This is a genomic window from Enterobacter cloacae complex sp. 382A5, from assembly GCF_050031095.1.
In the GTDB taxonomy this organism is placed as follows: Bacteria; Pseudomonadota; Gammaproteobacteria; order Enterobacterales; family Enterobacteriaceae; genus Enterobacter; species Enterobacter cloacae.
Genome location: NZ_JBLGVK010000001.1, coordinates 597,239 through 619,626 on the forward strand (window position 1 = coordinate 597,239; position 22,388 = coordinate 619,626).

The window sequence follows — 22,388 nt, forward strand, 5'->3', positions numbered from 1 at the left end:
GCTATTTATTGTCCGATATTGATCGGCCCGTGGCGTACTGGCGCGGCGTGGCGGCGGTATAGCTCACAAAGGTCTTATGAAAATGGCTCTGATCGGCAAATCCGCTCTGGTAGCCGACATCGGCAATATCATCCCCGGCACGCAGCCGCGCTTTGGCGTATTCCACGCGGGAGATGTTGAGAAAGCTGCCCGGCGTCAGGCCAGTGTCCTGCCTGAAGGTGCGGATCAGCGTCTCTTTGCGCAGCGAGAAGCGGTGGGCAAGGTCGTCGAGTGACGGCGGGCTGGTTAAATCGGCAAGAAACGCCTGCTGGATGTGCTGGCTGGTTGTACGTAGTTCACCCGTGCGGCTGGCGCAGAGCGGAAGGGCAGAAATCAGCATGTTCAGGGAATTAGCCGACATGTTCTCAACAACGTTCTGGTAAAGAGCAAACAGCGTGCTGTCGCGAATGACCTGTTCTGCCAGGGGATAATCCGTGTCGATATAGAGCATGTGATAGCTGCGGGGCTGGCCCGCAACGGGGTTGCAGCTGTGCGGCACATGCGCCGGGATCACGATGAGATCGCCGGGGTGGAGGATGTACTGCGTGTCGTTGCACCGGCAGCAGGTCTGGCCTTCCACTATCGCGCCAATCGAGAGTTGGGGGTGACAATGACGTTTATACGCCACGGTACTCTGCCACGTGCTGCGCAGCTCAAGGCCCGGAAGGCGGTTAAAGGTCTGGCGGATGTGTCGGGTATGGGTCATAGGCGCTCCTGTCACGACATTTTTATACCATGCCCTGGCCCTACTAAGAACCTTCCGGATATACCCAACTTTACGTCCATCACCCGTCATGTTGTCTACCCTTACTACCCTAAGCGGTAAAACATGGAGATTCGATATGGCTTATCAGACAGTAAATCCTGCCACCAACCAGCTCATCAAAGAATATCCCTCTCATACCGACGCGGATATCGAAGCGGCGCTGAAAGCGGCCGACGCCCTTTACCATTCGCAGTGGGCGAAAGGCGACATTGAACAGCGCCTGCCGGTGCTGCATAAGCTTGCTGACCTGATCGACGAACGCACCGAGGAGCTGGCTAAAATTGCCAGTCAGGAGATGGGTAAGCTCATCGAACAAAGCCGCGGTGAGGTGAAGCTGTGCGCGCAAATCGCCCGCTACTATGCCGATAACGCGAAGCAGTTCCTGGCCCCGGTGAAGTACCCGTCTGAACTCGGAGAAGCGTGGGTGGAGCATCACCCCATCGGCGTGCTGATGGCCGTGGAACCGTGGAATTTCCCGTATTATCAGCTGATGCGTGTTCTGGCACCTAACCTGGCGGCGGGTAACCCGGTGCTGGCTAAACATGCCAGCATCGTGCCGCACTGTGCCGAAACCTTTGCTCATCTGGTGCGTGAGGCAGGGGCGCCGGAAGGGGCATGGACCAATCTCTTTATCTCGTCTGAGCAGGTGGCGAACATCATCGCTGACGATCGCGTACAGGGGGCCGCGCTAACCGGCTCTGAGAAAGCGGGCAGCGTGGTGGCCGCGCAGGCGGCGAAGCACATCAAGAAATCCACCCTTGAGCTGGGCGGTAACGACGTTTTCGTGGTGCTGGACGACGCGGATCTTGATAAAGCGGTGAAGACAGGCGTGAACGCGCGACTTAACAACGCCGGTCAGGTCTGTACCGCAGCGAAGCGCTTTATCCTGCATGAGAAAATTGCCGATGCCTTCCTGAGCAAATTCACCGACGCCTTTAAGCAGGTGAAAATTGGCGACCCGCTGGATGAAAGCACCACGCTTGGGCCACTGTCGTCTAAAGATGCGCTCGAAACGCTGACAAAACAGGTCAACGAGGCGGTGAAAAAGGGCGCGACGTTACACTATGGTGGTAAACCGGTGCAGCGCGACGGGAGCTTCTTCGAGCCGACGATCCTGACAAATATCTCCCGCGACAACCCGGCGTACTTCGAGGAGTTCTTCGGCCCGGTGGCGCAGATGTATGTGGTGAAAAACGATGACGAGGCGGTCGCCCTGGCGAACGACTCCCACTACGGACTGGGCGGTGCGGTGTTCAGTCAGGATATTGAACGCGCGAAGAAAATGGCGTCACGGATTGAGACCGGGATGGTGTATATCAACTGGCTCACCGATACCGCGCCAGAGCTGCCGTTTGGCGGCGTGAAGCGCTCCGGTTACGGACGCGAGCTGTCGGATCTGGGGATCAAAGAGTTTGTGAACCAGAAGCTGGTGGTGGTGCGTAAGTAAGCAGCAATAAAAAACCTGCCAGTAGGCAGGTTTTTTAGAGATTATTGCACTTCAATTTTATCCCAGCCGCTTTTGAACATGCAGCTGTCTACGAGGGTCGCCCTGCGATCCTCATTGGCGTCTTCAACCGTGTAGCTCGTGGAAATATCCTTTTTCTTGTTCTTCAGATCCGTTTTTTCCGAGTCCGAACCGGTTACGACGTTATCCGGGGGCAGATCGATCAGCGCCTGCGCTTCACATTCCGTGAGCTTTTTGTTCATTTCAGCGTCGCTGACGCCCGGTTTCACCCATTTGTACTGGACGCAGCCGGTGAGCAGAAGCGTGAGGCTCAGAACGCAAAGCGCGGTAATGCGGTGTTTCATCAGAAGGTGACTCCACCGCCAACATACGCACCGTCAATCAGGGTGTGGCCTGGACGACCGTCTTTACCATCAACGCTCACGTGGCGGTAACCCACTTTCAGGGTCACAGGTGTAACTGGCGTCCAGCTTACGCCGCCGTTGGCTTCAACGTAGTTTTTCACGCTGTTGTTCATCCCTTCTGGTGCCACGTAGCCTTCACCATACAGATGAATGCTGTCGGTCAGGGCAACGTTTACGCCGCCACCGATCGGGAACGCCACGCCGTTATCGCCTTTTTTCGGGCCGATATAGATAGCTTTTGCACCCGCGTTCAGCATGACCGGGCCAAGACCCAGGTTATAACCTGCACCCACACCGCCGGTCTGCGTACCGTCATCGGTGTTTTTCAGCCAGTTGCTTTCCACATACAGGCCGGATGAGGATTTACCCATCTCCAGGTTGAGGTTGGTAAAGTTTTTACCCTGCTCAACGCTGCCACCCAGAGCCAGTGCAGAACCCGATACAGCAGTCAACGCAGTCAGCAGAAGGATATTCAGTTTTTTCATCTCATATGCCTCGTCATCAATTTAATCTGGGCGCACCTTAACAAGCGATGTTAATGACTGCAAATGTGATGAAAGTCGCCGTTTTATGCTGGTTTTGTTAATTTTTTAATTTGGTGGTGTTGCGAGAGTGTTGGGTTGCGAGGTCGTCAACGGGTAATGATTTGGCGTTTAGAAAGTGTTTATTTTTTTAGCTAAACATAATCTGAACGAGAGCAGAAAGAGTGGTTCGCAGCGAATTAATTGGGTTTCTAATAATTTCCAGAAATGTTTCCGCTGTTACAGATTACAACAGAGCTTTACATTTCTTTGGCGCTCCGGCCCGCGCAATGTTGCCATTCGATGTCATTTTCCTGACACGTTTCTTCTTTACGGTGTGAGCTTCACTTTATGGATGCTAACAATATGAAAAGAAAAATTATTCCTGTGCTAATCGGTTGTGTGCTCTCTTTCTCTGCCCTCGCGGCGCAGCCTACGGCTGAGCGCTATGTCGTCAGTTTTCCAGAAGGCACACACGTGAACTACACCGGCGCATTTGCCAGTGCATTCCCGAACGGCCTTCCGGTTGGGATAGGTTCTGGCCTGCTGTTCACCGGGAAACAGGGCGATGCCCTGACCTTCGCCACCATTACCGATCGCGGTCCGAACGCGGATTCACCGAAAGTGGGTAAAAACGAAGCCAAAATTTTCGTTACGCCAGATTTCGCGCCGCTGCTGATGACGATTCGTGTACAAAACGGCAAAGCGGAGGCCATTGATGCCCGTCCTCTGCATGACGATAAAGGCGCGATCAACGGTCTGCCGCTGGAAAGCGACGTGATTGGATCCACCAATGAAGTGGCCTTCAGCGACACGTTAAAGAGGCTGAAGGGGGATAATCGCGGGCTGGATACGGAAGGGATCACCCCGGACGGTAAAGGCGGTTACTGGCTGTGCGATGAGTATGGCCCGTTCCTGATTAACATCGACAGTAAAGGGAAAATCCTGGCGATCCACGGTCCGCAGGCGGCGGAAGGGGAAAAAGCAATTGCGGGCGGTTTGCCAAATATCCTCAAATGGCGTCAGGCGAACCGCGGCTTTGAAGGCCTCACCCGTATGCCGGACGGGCGTATTATTGCCGCCGTGCAAAGTACGCTGGATATCGACGGTAAGAGCAAGAAAAAGGCGCTGTTTACGCGTCTGGTGAGCTTTGACCCGGCAAGCGGAAAAACCGCGATGTACGGTTATCCCATCGACAGCGCGGCTTACAGCAAAAACAGCGACGCTAAAATCGGCGACATCGTGGCGCTCGATAACCAGCACATCCTGCTGATCGAACAGGGAAGTGATAAAAACGACGGAATGCGTAACCTGATTTACAAGGTCGATCTCAGTAAGGCGAGCGACCTGTCAGGTTTCGACAAGCCGGGCGAGTATCCGGAGTTTGATGATGAGAAAACCCTGGCACAGCGCGGCATTACCCTTGCGCAGAAAACGCAGGTTGTTGATCTGCGCGCCCTGGGCTGGCAGCAGGAAAAGGCTGAAGGGCTGGCGCTGATCGACAGCAAAACGCTGGCGGTGGCGAACGATAACGATTTTGGCGTGAAGGTGGCGATGCAACATCCGGTCGAGGGCAAGAAGCTCAAGGATTATCGGGTGAACGCGGAAGGAAAGCTGACGCTGGATGATAAGCCGGTTAAAACGACCCTCAGCGTGAAGCCGCTGGAGAAACCGGAGTCTGACAGTGAGCTGTGGATTGTGACGCTGCCGGAGGCGGTGAAATAAGTTTATCTCTTACCCCTCACCCTAACCCTCTCCCAAAGGGAGAGGGAATGCCGGGCGGTTATCTCTTCAGCCCCGCAAACGCCGCCCGGATTTCCTCTTCCGGCAGCTGGATACCGATAAATACCATCACGCTGCGCGGTGTCTCGTCGCCCCAGGGTCTGTCCCAGTCCGCGCTGTACAGCCGCTGTACGCCCTGGAACAGCAGGCGGTTTGGTTCGCCGTCGATCCACAGCATGCCTTTGTAGCGCAGCAGTTTATCGGCAAACGACAGGAGCAGGTTCTCCATCACGCGGGAGACCTCGCTGATGTCTACCGGGTAATCCAGCTCCACCACAATCGACGCTACGTCGTTCTGCTTATCCGCCATAAAGTGAAAACGCGGTTTTGAGGTGACATGCTCTTCCAGCATAAAACCGTTGGTGTTGAACAGCTGAGACAGGTCGATATCGCCGTGCGTCACGGTGTATACCGGTGCGCGGGCGTTGATGCGTGCCAGGCGCTCGCGCAGTTTAACGCTCTCGCCCGCCACGTCGGTTTTGGTCAGCAGGATGCGGTCGGCGTAGCCCACCTGAGACTGGGCGATGGTGAACTGGTTCATCTGATCGTCGGCGTGAACCGCGTCGACCAGGGCAATCACGCCGTCCAGCAGGTAGCGCTGGCAAAGGATGTCATGCGAGAAAAAGGTCTGAATAATCGGGCCGGGGTCGGCCATGCCGGTGCATTCAATCACCAGGCGGTCGAAGTGGATGTCCCCACGATCGCGGCTGTCGAGCAGGTCCAGCAGGGCATCTTCCAGTTCGTTAGAGCGGGTACAGCAGATGCAGCCGTTGGTCAGGGTTTTGATCTGCGTGGCGCGATCGCCAATCAGCTGGTCGTCAACGGAGACTTCGCCGAACTCGTTTTCGATCACGGCGATTTTGAAACCGTGCTGCGCGTTGAGAATGTGGCGCAGCAGGGTGGTTTTACCGGCGCCGAGGAAACCGGTCAACAGGGTGACGGCAATCGGGGTCATGGTCTCTCCTTTAGCAGCAGCGGACGCCGCCTTCTCCACTTCCGCCGTAGCGCGCTTCCTGACGCTCGCGGAAGAATTCAGTGTAGGTCATGTAGGGCTTATCCGGGTGGTTGGTTTTCATATGCTCAACGTAGTTGTCATAGTCCGGAATGCCAATCAGCATTTTCGCTGCCTGACCGAGGTATTTTTTTGCTTCGCCTAAGTTACCAAACATTGTGGATTCCAGACAGGAAAAGCCCCTCACCCTAACCCTCTCCCCATAGGGGAGAGGGAACTTTTACACCCTCTCCCCTATGGGGAGAGGGCTGGGGTGAGGGGTATTAGTAGATTAATGGTGCGAAGAGGTCTTCACGCCGCCTTCCGGTACCGGCACGTACGGGGTCTCTTTGTCCGTTCGACCTTCAGCGTTACGCACTTTCATCCAGGTTTTGATGCCGTAGAAGATAATGCTGTACACCACCACCAGGAACAGAATGCTCAGACCCGCGTTGGTGTAGTTGTTCACCACGATATGGTTCATGTTGGCAATCTGCTGGGCGGTGAGATCCGCGCCACCGGCGGCAATTTTCGCTTTGTACTGGTTAGCCATGTAGAAGAAGCCTTCCAGCTGCGGGTTGCTGCTGAACAGTTTCAGACCCAGCGCCCAGGTGGTGCAGAGCAGCAGCCACAGCGCAGGCACAACGGTGACCCAGATGTATTTGGTGCGTTTCATCTTCACCAGTACCACGGTGCCGAGCACCAGGGCAACGGCGGCCAGCATCTGGTTAGAGATACCGAACAGCGGCCACAGGCTCTTCACGCCGCCGAGTGGGTCAACAACGCCCTGGTACAGCAGGTAACCCCACAGGCCAACGCAGCCCGCAGTACCCAGCACGCCCGCCACCAGCGAGTCGGTTTTCTTCAGGAACGGCACGAAGTTACCCAACAGATCCTGCAGCATAAAGCGGCCTGCACGGGTACCGGCGTCCAGCGCGGTGAGGATGAACAGTGCTTCGAACAGAATACCGAAGTGGTACCAGAAGCCCATGTCCGCCCATGGCAGCACTTTGTGGAACACGTGTGCAATACCTACCGCCAGCGTCGGTGCGCCACCGGCGCGGTTCAGCACGGACGGTTCGCCGATGTCTTTCGCGGTCTGCATGATCTGCTCAGGCGAAATCACAAAGCCCCAGGAGCTGACGGTCGCCGCCGCGTGGGCGCTGGCGTCCTTCAACTGCGCCATAATCAGCGCCGCGTTGTCACCGCCCATCTCATGCAGGTTTGGCATGGTGATGCCCAGGCCTGCCGGCGGGGTGTTCATCGCGAAGTAAAGACCCGGTTCGATGATAGACGCAGCCACCAGCGCCATGATCGCCACGAAGGATTCCATCAGCATGGCACCGTAACCGATGAAACGCGCGTCGGTTTCGTTGGCCATCAGCTTCGGCGTGGTGCCGGAGGAGATCAGCGCGTGGAAGCCAGAAACGGCACCACAGGCGATGGTGATAAACAGGAACGGGAACAGGGCGCCTTTCCACAGCGGACCGGTACCGTCAATGTACTGGGTCACCGCCGGCATTTTCAGTTCAGGGTTGATGATCACAATACCGATCGCCAGCCCGACGATGACGCCGATTTTCAGGAAGGTCGCCAGATAGTCACGCGGAGCCAGAATCAGCCATACCGGCAGAAGGGCAGAAATAAACGCGTAACCAATCAGGGCAAAGGTGATGGTGGTGTCTTTAAAGGTCAGCGCCGGACCCCAGTACGGGTCGTGCGCAATCACACCGCCGAAGTAGATAGAGGCAACCAGCAGCACGATACCAATGACCGACACCTCGCCGACGCGGCCAGGGCGCAGGAAGCGCATGTAGATCCCCATGAACAGCGCAATCGGCACGGTAGAGCAGACGGTAAAGACGCCCCACGGACTTTCAGCCAGCGCTTTCACCACGATTAATGCCAGCACCGCGAGGATGATGATCATAATCAGGAAGCAGCCGAAGAGGGCGATGGTACCCGGCACGCGGCCCATCTCTTCTTTGATCATCTCACCCAGCGACGAACCGTTACGGCGCGAGGAGATAAACAGCACCATAAAGTCCTGCACTGCACCCGCCAGCACTACACCAGCGAGCAGCCACAGGGTACCCGGCAGGTAGCCCATCTGCGCGGCCAGTACCGGGCCGACCAGCGGGCCAGCGCCTGCAATGGCGGCAAAGTGGTGACCAAACAGCACATAGCGGTTGGTTGGCACGTAGTTCAGGCCGTCATTGTTAATGACCGCCGGGGTGGCACGCGTCGGGTCGAGTTTCATGACCTTCTGCGCGATGTATAAGCTGTAGTAGCGATAAGCCACAAGGTAGACGGAAACCGACGCGACCACGATCCACAGGGCGCTTACGTGTTCGCCCCGGCGTAATGCGACAACCGCCAGACAGAAAGCGCCGAGGATCCCGAGTAAGGCCCAGGGCACGTGCTTCAGTAGTTTTTTAGTATCCATAGTAAGACCTGGTTTTTTATGTAAAGAAAAAAGGGTCAGGGTTCGTTGTGAGGAGGTATTGAGTAATGCTGGAGCGATCGTGCCAGAAGCTTGCGCGCGTAAAGGGAAGAAAATGGGTGAGTGGTTGAAAGTGCCTGGTGAGCGGTCAAAGGGGGCGGCGAGTGGTTCAGGCTCGCCGCCAGCGGGAGAAATAATGTGATACAGATCACCCGGTTACCGTGGCTGCGCTCCCCGCCAGGTAGCCTTCCAGCGTTTTAACCAGCTTTTCCTTAAGCCAGGCTGGCTCCAGGATCTGAATGTTGGGTAACCAGTAGAACAGCAGCGGCAGGATCTGGTTTTCATGTGCTGCCTGACAGCGCAGCGTCACGCCGTCGTGTTGCTCCTCCAGCAGCTCTTGTGCCGGGAGGAGATCGCGGCGCAGGAAGTAGTGTGAAATATTATCCTTAATAAATATTTTCACCTCGAAAGTATCTTCCGATACCCACGGATCGAGGTTGTTTTCCAACAGCCCGATCACATTTTCGTCCGGCGTAAAGGTGCGTTTCTGAATATCAAGCCAGCGAATCTGACTCAATGAGAAGGATTTTAACCGGCTATTTTCGGTAGCTTGTAAATACCATATATTTTTTTTGTTAATGAGTTTATAGGGGTTAATCAGCCGGGTTTTGCCTTTATAAACGATCTGGCAAACATTACAGTTTTTAATCGATTTTTCAATGTTGGATAAATGGCGACGAATATCACGTTCCGCCGTGTGCTCCGCCTCGTTGGCGAGAATAAGAATATGATTTTCGTCAACGCGGTTTTCGAGTTTCTCCCAAAACTCCGCGTTTCTTTCGGGGAAAAAGCTATCAGCATTCAGGAAGTTAGCAAGGGTATGGTGTAATCCTTGTCCGCCGGGCGATTGAGCGGAATGGATCAGTCGATATAGCCCGTTTCCGGTATGTTCCACAATCGGGGAGAGCGCATTTAAATCCCGGTAGACGGTACGCTCGGTAATATTAAATTTCTCCATCAGCGCACTGCGGTTTATCACACCGTTTAAATGTAGCTCAAGGAGAATATCGACCAGACGTTCAGCCGAGCGGCTCCGCGTCGTTTTAGCCATAAGGTCTTCCTGTATATTAGGGTATGCGCTGAATGATGCGGGTAGCACTGACACAGCGTGTCAGTATTCAGGCACAGAAAATTTCTCTTATGGCTATATAACGGCGTGATTTAGCGGAAACCTTAGGAATTTTTGCAGAAAGGCGCGCTGGCCTCAGGAGGGCCAGCGCGAGAGGGGATCATACGGCTGCTTCCGGCTCCATCATTACCGGGTGGAAACGGCGTTTGAAATAGATCAGGCCGTGGCCCTCTTCACTGAGGATGATATTTTTAATTTCAACAAGATAAACCAGATGCGTGCCGATGGTTTGCACCTGACTTATCTCGCCTTCCAGGCTTGCCAGCGCCCCTTTCAGCACCGGTTGCGCCAGCAGACCTTTCTGCCAGCAGGAGAGGGTAAAGCGCTCCTCCATGGCCATCCCGGTCATACCGGCGAAGTGGCGAGCCATGATCTCCTGCTCGTGGTTGAGCACATTCACGCACAGTTTGCCGTTGCCCTGAAACACCGGGTTCATGGCGCTGTTGGCGTTGATACAGACCATAATCGACGGCGGGGAATCCGTTACCGAGCAGACGGCAGTGGCGGTGATCCCGCAGCGTCCGGCATCGCCCGCCGTGGTGATGACATTCACCGCGGCCGACAGGCTGGCCATGGCGTCGCGAAAACGCAGGCGTTGTTCATCTGAATGCATTGAAACCTCCCGCTGCGTTATTTCAGCAGCTTGTCCAGCATGTTGATATCGCTGTTGTTGTGCAGGTGTGGCACCGTCCAGCCGTGTTGGTCGTACTCAGACATGCAGCGGTCGACCATCGCCATCATTTTGTCCATGTTGCCGGAGCTTTGCGCCTGGCGCAGACACTGCAGGCGAATTTCGTCCTGGCTGCCGGAGTAATTGATCTCATACAGCTCGTGACGGCCGCCAAATTCGCTGCCGATGGCATCCCACATCAGCTTCAAAATCTTGATGCGTTCGACGTGATCCATGCCGTTGGAGCCGCGCACGTACTTCGCCAGATACTGATCGATCTGCGGGTTGTTCAGATCCCGTGCGCTGGATGGCAGGTAGATCAGCCCGCTGGTGACGTTGCGTTCGATGATGTTTTTAATCTTCGCGTAGGCCATTGGCGCCATCACGCGATAGGTTTGCAGCGCCGCGTGATCCGGCAGGTACGCGCCATTCACCCACGGCGTGGCTTCGGAACACATGGAGTCGCTCAGCGCCCAGAACATATTGCGCCAGGCGACCACTTCGCCGAGATCTGCCTGCACGCCGCGGAACTCCAGGGTGCCGGTACACTCCAGCGATTTTTTCAGCAGGGCGGTGATGAAGTCGAGCTTCACCGCCAGACGCACGCAGGCCTGCAGCGGGTACATGCGGGCAAAACCGCCTTCCATGGTCCAGCGACGGCAGCGGTCGAAATCGCGGTAGATCAGCACGTTTTCCCATGGGATCAGTACATTATCCATCACCAGGATCGCGTCGTTCTCATCAAAACGGCTGGAGAGCGGGTAGTCGTACGGCGAGCCGGTAGCGCCAGCCACCATCTCGTAGGAGGCGCGGGAGATCAGCTTCACCCCTTCGGCGTCCATTGGCGCGACGAACATGAGCGCAAAGTCCGGGTTTTCGCCCATCACCTGCGCGGAGCCAAAGCCGATCATGTTGTAGTGGGTCAGCGCGGAGTTGGTGGCAACCACTTTGGCGCCGCTGACGATGATCCCGGCGTCGGTCTCTTTTTCCAGCTTGATATAGACGTCTTTCACCTCGTCCGCCGGTTTGTGGCGGTCGATAGGCGGGTTGACGATAGCGTGGTTAAAGTACAGGCCGGTTTCCTGAATGCGGGTATACCAGTTACGGGCATTTTGCTCGAACTGGCCGTAGAAGGCCGGGTTTGCGCCGAGCGCGCAGCCGAACGCGGCTTTGTAGTCCGGCGTGCGTCCCATCCAGCCGTAGCTCAGGCGAGACCACTCGGCGATGGCGTCCCGCTGCTGACGCAGGTCGTCGGCGCTTTTCGCCACGCGGAAGAACTTATGGGTGTAACCGCCGCTGCCGGTGTCGGTGCCCCAGCACAGCGTGTCCTGCATGTCCGGTTTGTGCAGCGCGTCGTACATCTGCGCGATGGAGGCCGCCGCATTGCGAAACGCCGGATGGGTGGTGACGTCTTTAACGCGCTCGCCGTAGATATAAATCTCGCGGCCATCCTGCAGGCTTTTTAAATACTCTTCGCCGGTTAACGGGCGTTTGGTATCAGCGCGGAACTCTTCAGGCTTCATAGGGACCTCGTATCGGAATTGATTTGTTAAATTTATGTTTTGTTTTTGTTGTTTAATTGAAGCGTGAGAGGGGCGGAACGTGAAGGGACGATTGGGACAACGGCAGGTACTTTTCGGGTGAGATGTGGTTTTGTGATCTGTGCGGCTTTTAGGCGGGTGGCGCTACGCTTACCCGCCCTACGGACCGTAGCCCCGGTAAGCGTAGCGCCACCGGGGGATTACGACACCGGTACTTTCTGCGCCCGATACGCGCTGGGCGAGCAACCCGTCAGGCGATTGAAAAAGCGGGCAAAATAGGCCGGATCCTTAAAGCCCAACTGCCACGCAATCTCGCTGACCGTACTGTCGGAAAAGAGCAACAGCCGTCTGGCTTCGCGCAGCTGGCGGTCAAATATCAGCCGCTTCGGCGGACGGTTGGCGAAGCGGCGGCAGATATCGGTCAGGCGGGATTCGGTCAGGTGGAGTTCACAGGCGTAGTCCGGCACCGTCCAGTGCTGGTGATAGTGGGTGTCAATCAACTGGGTAAAGCGCTGGAACAGTTTTAACTCACCGCGCATGCCGCCTGAAGCGTGGTCGTCGAGCCTGGCGTTACGCAGCAGCAGGGTAAAGACCGCCTGCGCGAGCAGCACCAGGGTATGCTCGCGCCCAGGAAGTTGCCCGGTGGATTCCCTGGCAATCAGCTGCCAGTAGTGCCTGAGCGCCGCCAGCTCCTCGGGCTTATCGGCCAGCGACAGGCAGATCCCCGGCAGGCCAAACGCTTCTCGCGTGCCGGGGTAGAGCACCTCCAGCAGCGGCCAGATGAGATCCTCGCGTACCGTCAGAACGTGGCCATCGCTGTCGGATTCGGTGATAAACGCGTGTGGCACCGACGGCGGGGTAATGACGAACAGCGGAGCCTGCACCGAGTAGCGATGATCGTCGAGCTGGAGTTCTATCTGCCCGGTATCAAGAAAGTGCATCTGAAAATACTGGTCGTGACGATGCGCCTGCATGTCGCGGCCAAAAAAGGCCGCCATGCGGGCGAACGACTGATAGTGCACATCGTCGGTGCCCAGACTTTCGTCGTACTCTTTGCTGATATCGATATTGGCGACGGGGCTCTGGCACATAGCTCCTCCTCAGTGGATCTTCTGTGCCGCCATCCCCGGATCGCGCCCGAGGCTGTCCTGGCGGGTCATTGGGATCCGCGTCAGCACCAGCGCGCCCACCACCAGCAGCCCGGCGACGAACCACAGCCCGGAGCTGAAGCTGCCGGTGGCATCACGCAGAATGCCGATCAGCAGCGGGCTGACGGCGGATCCGACGTTGCCGATAGCGTTGATCACCGCCAGCGCCACCGCACGGGACTGCAGGCTAATAACCTGATCCGGCGTGGTCCAGAATATCGCCATGGCGGTAAACGATCCGGTTGAGGCCATGATGATGCCAAGCAGCTGGATCAGGCTGTGATCGGTGGCCGAGGCCAGCATCCATCCCGCCGCCGCGAAGAGATACGGCAGGATGGTGTGCTTTTTTCGCTCTTTCAGCCTGTCGGAGCGACGGCTCCACCAGATCATGCCGAGGATGGTGCAAAACTGCGGGATCGCCGCCAGCAGGCCGATCACAATGTTGCTGCTGCCGGTGTTGAAGCTTTGCAGGATCTGCGGCGTCCAGATGTTGATCGCACTCAGCGTGTTCGTCAGGCAGAAATAGGCCAGCGTATAGAGCAGTACCGCCGGAGTCAGGACTTCACGCAGCGTTGAACGCGGCGTGGCGGCATGCGCCACCGCCAGCTCTTGTTCACGGGCGATCATGGTTTTCAGCGTTTGCTTTTCTTCATCATCCAGCCAGCTGGCCTGATCCGGGGTGTCGTTAAGGTAGAACCAGGTCACCACGCCGAGCACCACCGACGGCAACCCTTCCAGCAGGAACAGCCACTGCCAGCCTTTCAGGTTCCACAGCCCGTCCATCGCCAGGATGTAGCCGGAAAGAATAGAGCCGAGCATCATGGTTACCGGCATGGCAATCATAAACAGCGCGTTGGCGCGGGCGCGGTGATAGGCCGGGAACCACCAGGTGAGATAGACCAAAATCCCCGGCAGGAAGCCAGCCTCGGCAATGCCCACCAGCATGCGCAGCACATAGAGCGTTTCCGGGCTGGTGGCGAACATGGTGCAGGTGGACGCGATCCCCCACACCACCATGATCCCGGCGATCCAGCGCCGGGCGCCGATCTTCGCCAGCATGATGTTGCTCGGGATCCCGCACAGCACGTAGGTGACATAAAAGAGCGTCGCGGCCAGGCCAAACATCGTGGAGGTGAGGCCCAGATCTTTGCCCATCGTCAGCCCGGCAAAGCCAATGTTGATGCGATCGAGAAACGAGAAGACAAACAGGATGAAGAGAAACACGATCAAACGACGGAACAGCTTATTTATAACGCGATGTTCAACAGCTTTATTATCTTGCAGGGTAGAGGTCGTCATGGTGCGCTCCAGATCTTACGTTTAGTAGACGGATTTATTGTTATTAACTGACGTAACCGGGTGATCGATAAAACGTGCCGCCAGCGCTTCGGCGCTGCGGGCGAGCAGGGTGGTGTCGACGCCGACGGCGACAAACAACGCACCGAGTTCGAGATAGCGTTTTGCCAGCTGCTCGTTGGCCATCAGGATGCCGGGCGCTTTGCCGGCGCTCAGGATCTGCGCGATCGCCTGTTCAATGGCCGCCTGCACTTCCGGGTGCTGAGGATTACCGGCAAAGCCCATGTCGGCGCTCAGATCCGCCGGGCCGATAAACACCCCGTCGACGCCGTCCACATCCAGGATCTGCGGCAGGTTTTTTAGCGCCTCGCGGGTTTCGATTTGCACCAGCACGCACATGGCGTCGTTGGCCTGGTGCAGGTAGTCCGGGATGCGGTTCCAGCGTGAGGCCCGCGCCAGGGCGCTGCCCACGCCGCGAATACCCGCAGGTGGATAGCGCGTGGAACGGACCGCCAGACGGGCTTCTTCGGCGTTTTGTACCATCGGTACCAGCAGGGTTTGCGCGCCCACATCCAGCAGCTGTTTGATCTGCACCGGATCGTTCCACGACGGGCGTACCACCGGCTGGCTCGGATAAGGGGCGATGGCCTGCAGCTGGGTTAAGACGGTCTGCACGGTGTTCGGCGCATGTTCGGCGTCGATCAGCAGCCAGTCGAAACCAGCCCCCGCCAGCAGTTCGGCGCTGTAGCTGCTGGTCAGCCCCAGCCATAAACCAATCTGCGGCTTTCCGGCTTTCAGCGCCGTTTTGAATGCGTTTTGCATGGTTATCTCCTAGACAAAGCGGCAGCTGATGGAGCCCATGTTGCCGTAGTCCACGTGGAAGGTATCGCCTTTGCTGGCCGCGACCGGACGGGTAAACGAACCGCCGAGAATGATCTGGCCTGGCTCAAGCTGAACGTCGTAGGGGGCAAGTTTGTTGGCCAGCCACGCCACGCCGTTAGCCGGGTGGTTGAGCACGCCCGCGGCAACGCCGGTCTCTTCGATCACGCCGTTGCGATAGAGCAGGGCGGAGATCCAGCGCAGATCCAGCTCGTCGGGCTTAATCGGACGGCCGCCGAGGATCACGCCCGCGTTGGCGGCGTTATCGGAGATGGTGTCGAACACCTTGCGCGGGCGCTGGGTTTCCGGGTCAACGTTGTGGCAGCGGGCGTCGATCAGCTCCAGCGCGGGGATCACGTAATCCGTGGCGTTGTAGACGTCGAAGATCGTGCAGTTGGGGCCGCGCAGCGGTTTTGCCAGCACGAAAGCCAGCTCCACCTCAATGCGCGGGACGATAAAGCGATCGACGGGGATGTCGCTGCCGTCATGGAAGAACATATCGTCCAGCAGCGCACCGTAGTCCGGCTCGCTGATCTGCGAGCTGGCCTGCATCGCTTTTGAGGTGAGGCCGATCTTGTGGCCTTTCAGCACGCGGCCTTCGGCGATTTTCAGGTTCACCCATTCGCGCTGTACGGCGTAGGCGTCTTCAATCGTGATCTCCGGGTACTCCAGCGAGATCGCGCGGATCTGCTCCCGGGACTGCTCCGCCTGATGCAGGCGGTGGGCGATCAGGGTATGGGTGTGTTTGTCGAGCATGGCGATATCCTGTTTTATGTTTGTTTTCTCCCTCTCCCAGTGGGAGAGGGACGGTATTACGTAAACAACGCGTGCACGTTGTTTTGCTTGTAATTGAGCGTCGGGTGCAGTTCGTCGAGCTCAAACGACAGCGCCAGATAGCGGCTCGCCATGAGGTCGGCAAAATGCGCTTTGATCAGCGCAAACAGCATCTCCCCCACGGCCTCGCGGCTCTCCAGGCTGCGCCCGGCACCAATCTTCAGCGTCATATGCACAAAGGCGTAATCCTGCTTGCCGTCCGCCATCTGCCAGGTATCCAGCCAGTGGGCGCGGCTGCGGATACCGCCGATGGGGAAAATGCCGGTGGCGGCCAGCGCCTCGTTCACTTTGGCGAACAGCCCCGGCAGGTCGGCCTGCTCGCGGATGTTGTCGGTACATTCAGCGATAAAATGCGGCATGGTGGCTCCTTACGCGGGCAGCGGGAAAACGGCGTTAACCTGGCCGGTACCGGAGCTGGCGAACAGCTCGGTGAGGAATTCAACCTTGCCGTCGTATTTGTCCCAGCCGAGCATGCCCAGCAGCATCACCGTGTCGTGCATGTTGCCCTCGCCGTAGCAGTAATCGGCGTACTCCGGCAGCATGCTGCAGAACTCTTTGAACTGGCCTTCGCGCCATAGCTTCACCACCCGTTCGTCCATCTGGCGGTCGAACTCGCGGGTGTAGCTGTTCATCCCTTCTTCCGCACGCTGGTCGTCGATAAAGCGGTGCGACAGTGAGCCGCTGGCGAGCACCGCCACGGTGCCGTCATACTTTTCAATGGCGCTGACGATGGCCTCGCCCAGCCTGCGGCTGTCGGCGAAGTCGTGAACCGTGCAGAACGCCGAGATGGAGACCACTTTGAAGTGCTTATCCGCGTTCATGTAGCGCATCGGCACCAGCGTGCCGTACTCCAGCTTCAGGCTCGGGATGTTGTGCGCTTTGGCGCGCACGCCAAGCTTGACCGCCTCGTCGGCGATCAGCTGCCCGAGCTCCGGGTTGCCGTCGTAGTCGTAGGTCATGTCGCGGATAAAGTGCGGCAGCTCGTTACTGGTGTAGATGCCTGAAAAATGGTCCGCACAGTTGATGTGATAGGCGCTGTTCACCAGCCAGTGGGTGTCGAAGACGATGATGGTATCGACGCCCAGCTCGCGGCAGCGCTTGCCGATCTCTTTGTGCCCGTCGATGGCCCCCTGACGGCAGCCGTGGTTTTTACCCGGCAGCTCAGAGAGATACATTGACGGTACGTGCGTGATTTTTGCCGCTAACGCTAACTTTCCCATTTTAGATCCCCCATTTTGGAATCGGATGGTCGCCCATGGAGATGCAGACGTTCTTCATCTCCGCGAACACCTCAAAGCTGTACTCGCCGCCTTCGCGCCCGGTGCCGGAGGCCTTCACGCCGCCAAACGGCTGGCGCAGATCGCGCACGTTCTGGGTATTCACGAACACCATGCCCGCTTCGATATTGCGCGCCAGACGCAGCACTTTGCTGACGTCCTGGGTCCAGATGTACGACGCCAGGCCGTACTCCACGTCGTTGGCCAGGCGTAGCCCTTCCGCTTCGTCCTTGAACGGCAGCAGGCATGCTACCGGGCCGAAGATCTCCTCCTGCGCCACGCGCATGCGGTTGTCGACATCCGCCAGCACCGTCGGGCGCAGGAAGTTACCGCCTTTCAGGTGCGCAGGCAGGTCGGCCGGTTTGTCCGGGCCGCCCGCCAGCAGGGTCGCGCCCTCCTCAATGCCCAGGCGGATATAGCCGGAGACTTTCTCCCAGTGCTGTTGGCTAATCAGTGCGCCAATCTGGGTGTTCGGATCGGTCGGATCGCCCACGCGCAGGCGGTTGGCGCGCTCGGCGAAGCGTTTGACGAATTCCGGGTAGATGCTCTGCTGGATGAAAATGCGCGAGCCCGCGGTGCAGCGCTCGCCGTTGATAGAGAAGATGGTGAACAGGGCGGCGTCCAGCGCGCGCTCAATGTCGGCATCTTCAAAAATCAGCACCGGGGATTTGCCGCCCAGCTCCATGGAGTATTTCTTCAGCCCGGCGTTTTTCATGATATTGCGCCCGGTGGCGGTGCCGCCGGTGAAGGAGACGGCCCGCACGTCGTGATGGCGCACCAGCGCATCGCCTGCCGTGGCGCCATAGCCCTGCACCACGTTCAGCACGCCCGCCGGAATACCCGCCTCCAGTGCCAGTTCGCCCAGACGGTCGGCGGTCAGCGGCGAGAGTTCAGACATCTTCAGCACGGCGGTATTCCCCAACGCCAGGCATGGGGCGACCTTCCAGGTGGCGGTCATAAACGGCACGTTCCACGGCGACACCAGCGCGCAGACGCCCACCGGCTGCACCAGGGTGTAGTTCAGCATCTTGTCGTCAACCGGGTAGGTTTTGCCGTTCATCTGCTGGCACACTTCGGCGAAGAACTCGAAGTTGTGCGAGGCGCGCGGGATAAGCACGTTTTTGGTCTGGTGGATGGGCAGGCCGGTGTCGGCGGTTTCCATCGCGGCAATGTCCGGCACGTTCTGGTCAATCAGATCGCCCAGGCGACGCATCAGACGCGCACGCTCTTTCATCGGCAGGTTGGCCCACTTTGGGAAAGCCTCTTTTGCTGCCGCCACGGCCTGATGGATTTCCGCTTCCCCGCCGGCGGCGACTTCTGCCAGCACCTCGCCGGAGGCCGGGTTGGTAGTGTCGAAGTAGTCGCTTCCCGCCACGTTTTTGCCGTTGATCCAGTGGTTAATCTTTTTCATTTTGCCGTCTCCTCACTCACAATCCGGTTTACCAGGCGACCCACGCCTTCCACTTCCACCACCACTTCATCCCCCGGTACCACGTCGGACAGTCCTTTTGGCGTGCCGGTGGCGATCATGTCGCCCGGCTGCAGAGTCATGAATTCGCTCAGGTATGCAATCAGGTATGGGATGCTGAAGATCAGATCCGCCGTGGTCCCTTCCTGACGTAATTCACCGTTGACGAAGGTGCGCAGGGTTAAGTTATGCGGATCGGGAATGGCTGCTTTTGGCACGATGTTGGGGCTGATGGGGGTTAACCCGTCGCGGCTTTTGACCCGCAGATTCGGGCGGTAGTAATTTTCGAGATAGTCGCGAATGGCGTAGTCGTTACAGACCGTGTAGCCCGCAACAAAATCCATCGCCTCGGCTTCACTGACCTTACGCGCGGTTTTGCTGATGACCACCACCAGCTCCGCCTCGTAGTGCATGTACTCAACGTTGTCCGGGCGTACCGAGGTCTGGTTGTCGCCGTTGAAGGTATTGGGCGCTTTGATAAATACCAGCGGCTCGGTCGGTGGCGTGAATGCCAGCTCGCTGGCGTGATCGGCGTAGTTCAGGCCGAGGGCGAACAGCGTGGGGTGAGGGTGCGCGCCCTGAGCCATCGCCACGTCGCGTTCATCCACCACCGGGTTTTCCAGTGCCGGGAACCCTTCCGCCAGAATGCGTACCCGATCGCCCGGGCGGATCTCGACGCGGCTTTGCGGCGTGCCGAGCAAGATCGCATCGCCCGGATTCAGGGTCGCGAACTCGCTCAGGGCGCTCAGCAGTTCGGCGGCGTTGCGCTGTAGCCCGGCGGTGTTCCAGTGGTCCGCTTCACGGCCGTTGATTTCAGTGATGATAGTCAGGTTATCCACGTTGTCGACGGCGACCAGCTCACCCAGCGGACAAAACCCGTCCCGGCATTTGGCTTTGATTGCCGGGCGATAAAAGCTCTCTTCCGGCAGGCTTACCTCGTTGGCCAGTGCGTACCCGGCGATGTAGGCCGCTGCGTCCTCCACGCGAACTTTGCTGGCCGTTTTGCCCACCACCAGCGCGACGGTTGCGCCGCTCAGCACCGTCTCACCCAGCGGGAATGGGATGGGTTCACCTGCGCGGATCACCGTGTTGTGTGGCTTGATAAACCACACCGCGGTTTTTGGCGGGGTGTTGTAGGGGGCTTTTTCAAATGCCTCAGCCCAGGCGTCGCGCTGGCTTTGGTGGTTCAGCGCCACGGCAAAAACGGTACCTTTCATTGACATACTCCTCAGGCCGGAACACCGGCGTTGATTTTGTTAATATGTTAATGATCTGGTTTTATGCTTTTGCTGATTATTTCGCAATCAGAAGTGAAATATTTGTGATATGAATAACAATAAATTTACATTTTCGTTTAAAATGATATATTTATCATCGTGTTAATAAAGTGCTGTTGTTTCTGTTAGACTTTTCTATGGTCAAAAAGCAGTTGATTAAAACAGCGATTTTGAATTGTTTACTTGTTAACAATAAGCGGGAGTGGCTATGCATGATTCTTTAACTATCGCCCTGTTGCAGGCGCGGGAAGCGGCGATGTCCTACTTCCGACCAATTGTGAAGCGGCATAACCTGACCGAGCAGCAGTGGCGCATTGTGCGTGTACTGGCTGAACATCCCTCGATGGATTTTCACGATCTGGCGTTTCGGACCTGCATATTGCGCCCGAGCCTGACGGGCATTCTGACGCGCATGGAGCGCGACGGTCTGGTGCTGCGCTTAAAACCGGTCAATGACCAGCGCAAGCTGTACGTGTCGCTGACCAAAGAGGGCAACGCGCTGTACGAGCACGCTCAGGCGCAGGTGGAAGAGGCGTACCAGCAGATAGAGGCGGAATATACGCCGGAGAAGATGAAACAGCTGACGGCGCTGCTTGAGGAGTTTATCGCGCTGGGAAACCGCCATAACGCAGCGCGTGACGAAGAGTAAAAACCACAAATTAAAGGATGATTTTCGTAAAGTTTTCCCTTTCCAGGCCGAAAATTCTGTATCTGTCTGAAGGAAGAGAAAACATGTTAAACCGTATCAAGATTGTCACCAGCTTAATGCTGGTTCTAGCGATATTTGGCCTTTTACAACTGACCTCCGGTGGTCTTTTCTTCAATGCCCTGAAGCATGACAAAGAGAATTTCACCGTCCTGCAAACCATTCGCCAGCAACAATCCACGCTGAACGCCAGCTGGGTGGCGTTGCTGCAAACCCGTAACACCCTGAACCGCGCGGGCATCCGCTACATGATGGATCAGAACAATATCGGCAGCGGCGCGACCGTGAACGATCTGATGCAAATTGCCTCTGTGTCACTGAAACAGGCGGAAAAAAACTGGGCCGCCTACGAAGCCCTGCCGCGCGATCCGCGTCAGAGCGACGCTGAAGCGATGGAAATTAAGCGTAACTACGATATTTATCACGGCGCGCTGGCGGAGCTGATTCAGCTGCTGGGGGCAGGCAAAATTAACGCTTTCTTCGATCAGCCTACCCAGAGCTATCAGGATGGTTTTGAGAAGCAGTATGTGAACTATCTGCTGCAGAACGACAAGCTGTATCAGATGGCGGTGGAAAACAGCAACAGCTCTTACAGCCAGGCGATCTGGGTGCTGATCAGCGTGCTGATCGTAGTGCTGGTGGTCATCGTGGGCGTGTGGCTGGGTATCAAGCAGGCGCTGATCTCTCCGCTGACCCGTCTCATCGACAACATCCGCCATATCGCCAGCGGCGATCTGGTGAAGCGCATTGAAGTGGAAGGCGCTAACGAGATGGGTGAACTGGCCGACTCGCTGCGTCATATGCAGAGCGAACTGGTACGTACCGTTGGTGACGTGCGTAACGGCGCAAACGCCATCTACAGCGGCGCGAGCGAAATCGCGATGGGCAATAACGATCTCTCTTCCCGTACTGAACAGCAGGCCGCTTCCCTGGAAGAGACCGCAGCCAGCATGGAGCAGCTGACGGCGACCGTGAAGCAGAACGCCGAGAATGCCCGCCAGGCGAGCAACCTGGCGCTGAGCGCGTCTGAAACCGCACAGAAGGGCGGGAAAGTGGTGGATAACGTGGTGCAAACCATGCGCGACATCGCGGGCAGTTCGCAGAAAATCGCCGATATTATCAGCGTGATTGACGGTATTGCCTTCCAGACCAACATTCTGGCACTGAACGCGGCGGTTGAAGCTGCACGTGCGGGTGAGCAGGGTCGCGGATTCGCCGTCGTGGCAGGTGAAGTACGTAACCTGGCCCAGCGCAGTGCCCAGGCTGCCCGTGAGATCAAGAGCCTGATTGAAGACTCCGTCGGTCGTGTGGAAGTGGGCTCAACGCTGGTGGAAAGCGCCGGTGAAACGATGGGTGAAATCGTTAATGCGGTGACCCGCGTGACCGATATCATGGGCGAAATCGCCTCTGCCTCTGATGAGCAGAGCCGCGGTATCGATCAGGTTGGTCTGGCGGTGGCGGAGATGGATCGCGTGACTCAGCAGAACGCCTCGCTGGTGGAAGAGTCTGCTGCTGCCGCTGCGGCGCTGGAAGAGCAGGCGAGCCGCCTGACGCAGGCCGTCGCGGTGTTCCGTATTCAGCAGGAGCAGATGAAAGCACGTGAGTTTGCCGCTGCCAAAAGCGTTGCTGCACCGGTGGTGATGCGTAAACCGGCGACCGCGGATGCGGGCGATAACTGGGAAACCTTCTAAC

At 57.5% G+C, this 22,388-nt stretch carries 21 protein-coding genes; 4 read left to right on the forward strand and 17 right to left on the reverse strand.

What is annotated here, in order from left to right:
* Window position 1: 1 nt before the first annotated feature.
* Entirely contained in the window at window positions 2-745 is a 744-nt protein-coding gene (locus ACQG2G_RS02855; RefSeq protein WP_038418627.1) for a helix-turn-helix transcriptional regulator, read from the reverse strand.
* A gap of 136 nt (window positions 746-881) precedes the next feature.
* On the opposite strand from ACQG2G_RS02855, the gene ACQG2G_RS02860 reads away from it, so the two are divergent.
* On the forward strand, window positions 882-2,252 hold the full coding sequence (locus tag ACQG2G_RS02860; protein ID WP_038418628.1) for an NAD-dependent succinate-semialdehyde dehydrogenase: 1,371 nt from the start codon (window positions 882-884) through the stop codon (window positions 2,250-2,252).
* Window positions 2,253-2,293: 41 nt separating this feature from the next.
* On the opposite strand, the gene ACQG2G_RS02865 is transcribed toward ACQG2G_RS02860, so the two are convergent.
* Both ACQG2G_RS02865 and ACQG2G_RS02870 read right to left on the reverse strand, forming a co-directional pair.
* Window positions 2,294-2,614, reverse strand: coding sequence for a hypothetical protein (locus ACQG2G_RS02865; RefSeq protein ID WP_013095439.1), 321 nt, complete (start codon window positions 2,612-2,614; stop codon window positions 2,294-2,296).
* A complete protein-coding gene (locus ACQG2G_RS02870; protein ID WP_013095440.1) occupies window positions 2,614-3,159 on the reverse strand; it encodes a YfaZ family outer membrane protein in 546 nt (181 codons plus the stop codon). Before ACQG2G_RS02870 ends, ACQG2G_RS02865 begins: the two co-directional genes overlap by 1 nt.
* Before the next feature lie 402 nt (window positions 3,160-3,561).
* Here ACQG2G_RS02870 and ACQG2G_RS02875 point away from each other — a divergent pair, with 402 nt between their 5' ends.
* On the forward strand, window positions 3,562-4,920 hold the full coding sequence (locus tag ACQG2G_RS02875) for an esterase-like activity of phytase family protein (protein ID WP_062856506.1): 1,359 nt from the start codon (window positions 3,562-3,564) through the stop codon (window positions 4,918-4,920).
* Between the two features lie 58 nt (window positions 4,921-4,978).
* On the opposite strand, the gene yjiA is transcribed toward ACQG2G_RS02875, so the two are convergent.
* From yjiA to hpaG, 14 genes are all read right to left on the reverse strand, one after another.
* A complete protein-coding gene (gene yjiA / locus ACQG2G_RS02880) occupies window positions 4,979-5,932 on the reverse strand; it encodes a GTPase (RefSeq protein WP_038981101.1) in 954 nt (317 codons plus the stop codon).
* A 10-nt stretch (window positions 5,933-5,942) separates the two neighbouring features.
* Complete coding sequence (locus ACQG2G_RS02885; RefSeq protein WP_003856610.1) at window positions 5,943-6,146, reverse strand: YbdD/YjiX family protein; 204 nt, start codon at window positions 6,144-6,146, stop codon at window positions 5,943-5,945.
* Between the two features lie 114 nt (window positions 6,147-6,260).
* Complete coding sequence (locus tag ACQG2G_RS02890) at window positions 6,261-8,414, reverse strand: carbon starvation CstA family protein (protein WP_029882188.1); 2,154 nt, start codon at window positions 8,412-8,414, stop codon at window positions 6,261-6,263.
* A 205-nt stretch (window positions 8,415-8,619) separates the two neighbouring features.
* Window positions 8,620-9,522 (reverse strand): helix-turn-helix transcriptional regulator, encoded by a 903-nt coding sequence (locus tag ACQG2G_RS02895; protein WP_061771703.1) that lies wholly within the window; start codon window positions 9,520-9,522, stop codon window positions 8,620-8,622.
* Window positions 9,523-9,700: 178 nt separating this feature from the next.
* Window positions 9,701-10,213, reverse strand: coding sequence for a 4-hydroxyphenylacetate 3-monooxygenase reductase subunit (locus tag ACQG2G_RS02900; RefSeq protein WP_047352037.1), 513 nt, complete (start codon window positions 10,211-10,213; stop codon window positions 9,701-9,703).
* A gap of 17 nt (window positions 10,214-10,230) precedes the next feature.
* Window positions 10,231-11,793, reverse strand: a complete 1,563-nt coding sequence (gene hpaB / locus ACQG2G_RS02905) for a 4-hydroxyphenylacetate 3-monooxygenase, oxygenase component (RefSeq protein WP_013095447.1) — start codon at window positions 11,791-11,793, stop codon at window positions 10,231-10,233.
* A gap of 218 nt (window positions 11,794-12,011) precedes the next feature.
* Window positions 12,012-12,902: a 4-hydroxyphenylacetate catabolism regulatory protein HpaA gene (gene hpaA / locus ACQG2G_RS02910; RefSeq protein ID WP_047352036.1), complete on the reverse strand. Its 891-nt coding sequence runs from the start codon at window positions 12,900-12,902 to the stop codon at window positions 12,012-12,014.
* 9 nt (window positions 12,903-12,911) lie between these two features.
* On the reverse strand, window positions 12,912-14,258 hold the full coding sequence (gene hpaX / locus ACQG2G_RS02915; protein ID WP_248087397.1) for a 4-hydroxyphenylacetate permease: 1,347 nt from the start codon (window positions 14,256-14,258) through the stop codon (window positions 12,912-12,914).
* A 21-nt stretch (window positions 14,259-14,279) separates the two neighbouring features.
* Window positions 14,280-15,077 (reverse strand): 4-hydroxy-2-oxoheptanedioate aldolase, encoded by a 798-nt coding sequence (hpaI, locus tag ACQG2G_RS02920; RefSeq protein ID WP_038981110.1) that lies wholly within the window; start codon window positions 15,075-15,077, stop codon window positions 14,280-14,282.
* Window positions 15,078-15,086: 9 nt separating this feature from the next.
* Window positions 15,087-15,890 carry a 2-oxo-hept-4-ene-1,7-dioate hydratase gene (hpaH, locus tag ACQG2G_RS02925; RefSeq protein WP_013095451.1) on the reverse strand — a complete coding sequence of 268 codons (804 nt, stop codon included), beginning with the start codon at window positions 15,888-15,890 and terminating at the stop codon, window positions 15,087-15,089.
* A gap of 56 nt (window positions 15,891-15,946) precedes the next feature.
* Window positions 15,947-16,327 carry a 5-carboxymethyl-2-hydroxymuconate Delta-isomerase gene (locus ACQG2G_RS02930; protein WP_038981113.1) on the reverse strand — a complete coding sequence of 127 codons (381 nt, stop codon included), beginning with the start codon at window positions 16,325-16,327 and terminating at the stop codon, window positions 15,947-15,949.
* Window positions 16,328-16,336: 9 nt separating this feature from the next.
* Complete coding sequence (gene hpaD, locus ACQG2G_RS02935) at window positions 16,337-17,188, reverse strand: 3,4-dihydroxyphenylacetate 2,3-dioxygenase (protein ID WP_013095453.1); 852 nt, start codon at window positions 17,186-17,188, stop codon at window positions 16,337-16,339.
* 1 nt (window position 17,189) lies between these two features.
* Window positions 17,190-18,656 carry a 5-carboxymethyl-2-hydroxymuconate semialdehyde dehydrogenase gene (hpaE, locus tag ACQG2G_RS02940; RefSeq protein ID WP_045295473.1) on the reverse strand — a complete coding sequence of 489 codons (1,467 nt, stop codon included), beginning with the start codon at window positions 18,654-18,656 and terminating at the stop codon, window positions 17,190-17,192.
* A complete protein-coding gene (gene hpaG, locus ACQG2G_RS02945; RefSeq protein WP_061771699.1) occupies window positions 18,653-19,930 on the reverse strand; it encodes a 4-hydroxyphenylacetate degradation bifunctional isomerase/decarboxylase in 1,278 nt (425 codons plus the stop codon). The genes hpaE and hpaG overlap by 4 nt, the downstream gene beginning before the upstream one ends.
* A gap of 268 nt (window positions 19,931-20,198) precedes the next feature.
* Here hpaG and hpaR point away from each other — a divergent pair, with 268 nt between their 5' ends.
* Window positions 20,199-20,639: a homoprotocatechuate degradation operon regulator HpaR gene (hpaR, locus tag ACQG2G_RS02950; protein ID WP_013095456.1), complete on the forward strand. Its 441-nt coding sequence runs from the start codon at window positions 20,199-20,201 to the stop codon at window positions 20,637-20,639.
* Between the two features lie 83 nt (window positions 20,640-20,722).
* On the forward strand, window positions 20,723-22,387 hold the full coding sequence (gene tsr, locus ACQG2G_RS02955) for a methyl-accepting chemotaxis protein (protein ID WP_029882181.1): 1,665 nt from the start codon (window positions 20,723-20,725) through the stop codon (window positions 22,385-22,387).
* The last annotated feature ends 1 nt before the right edge of the window (window position 22,388 follow it).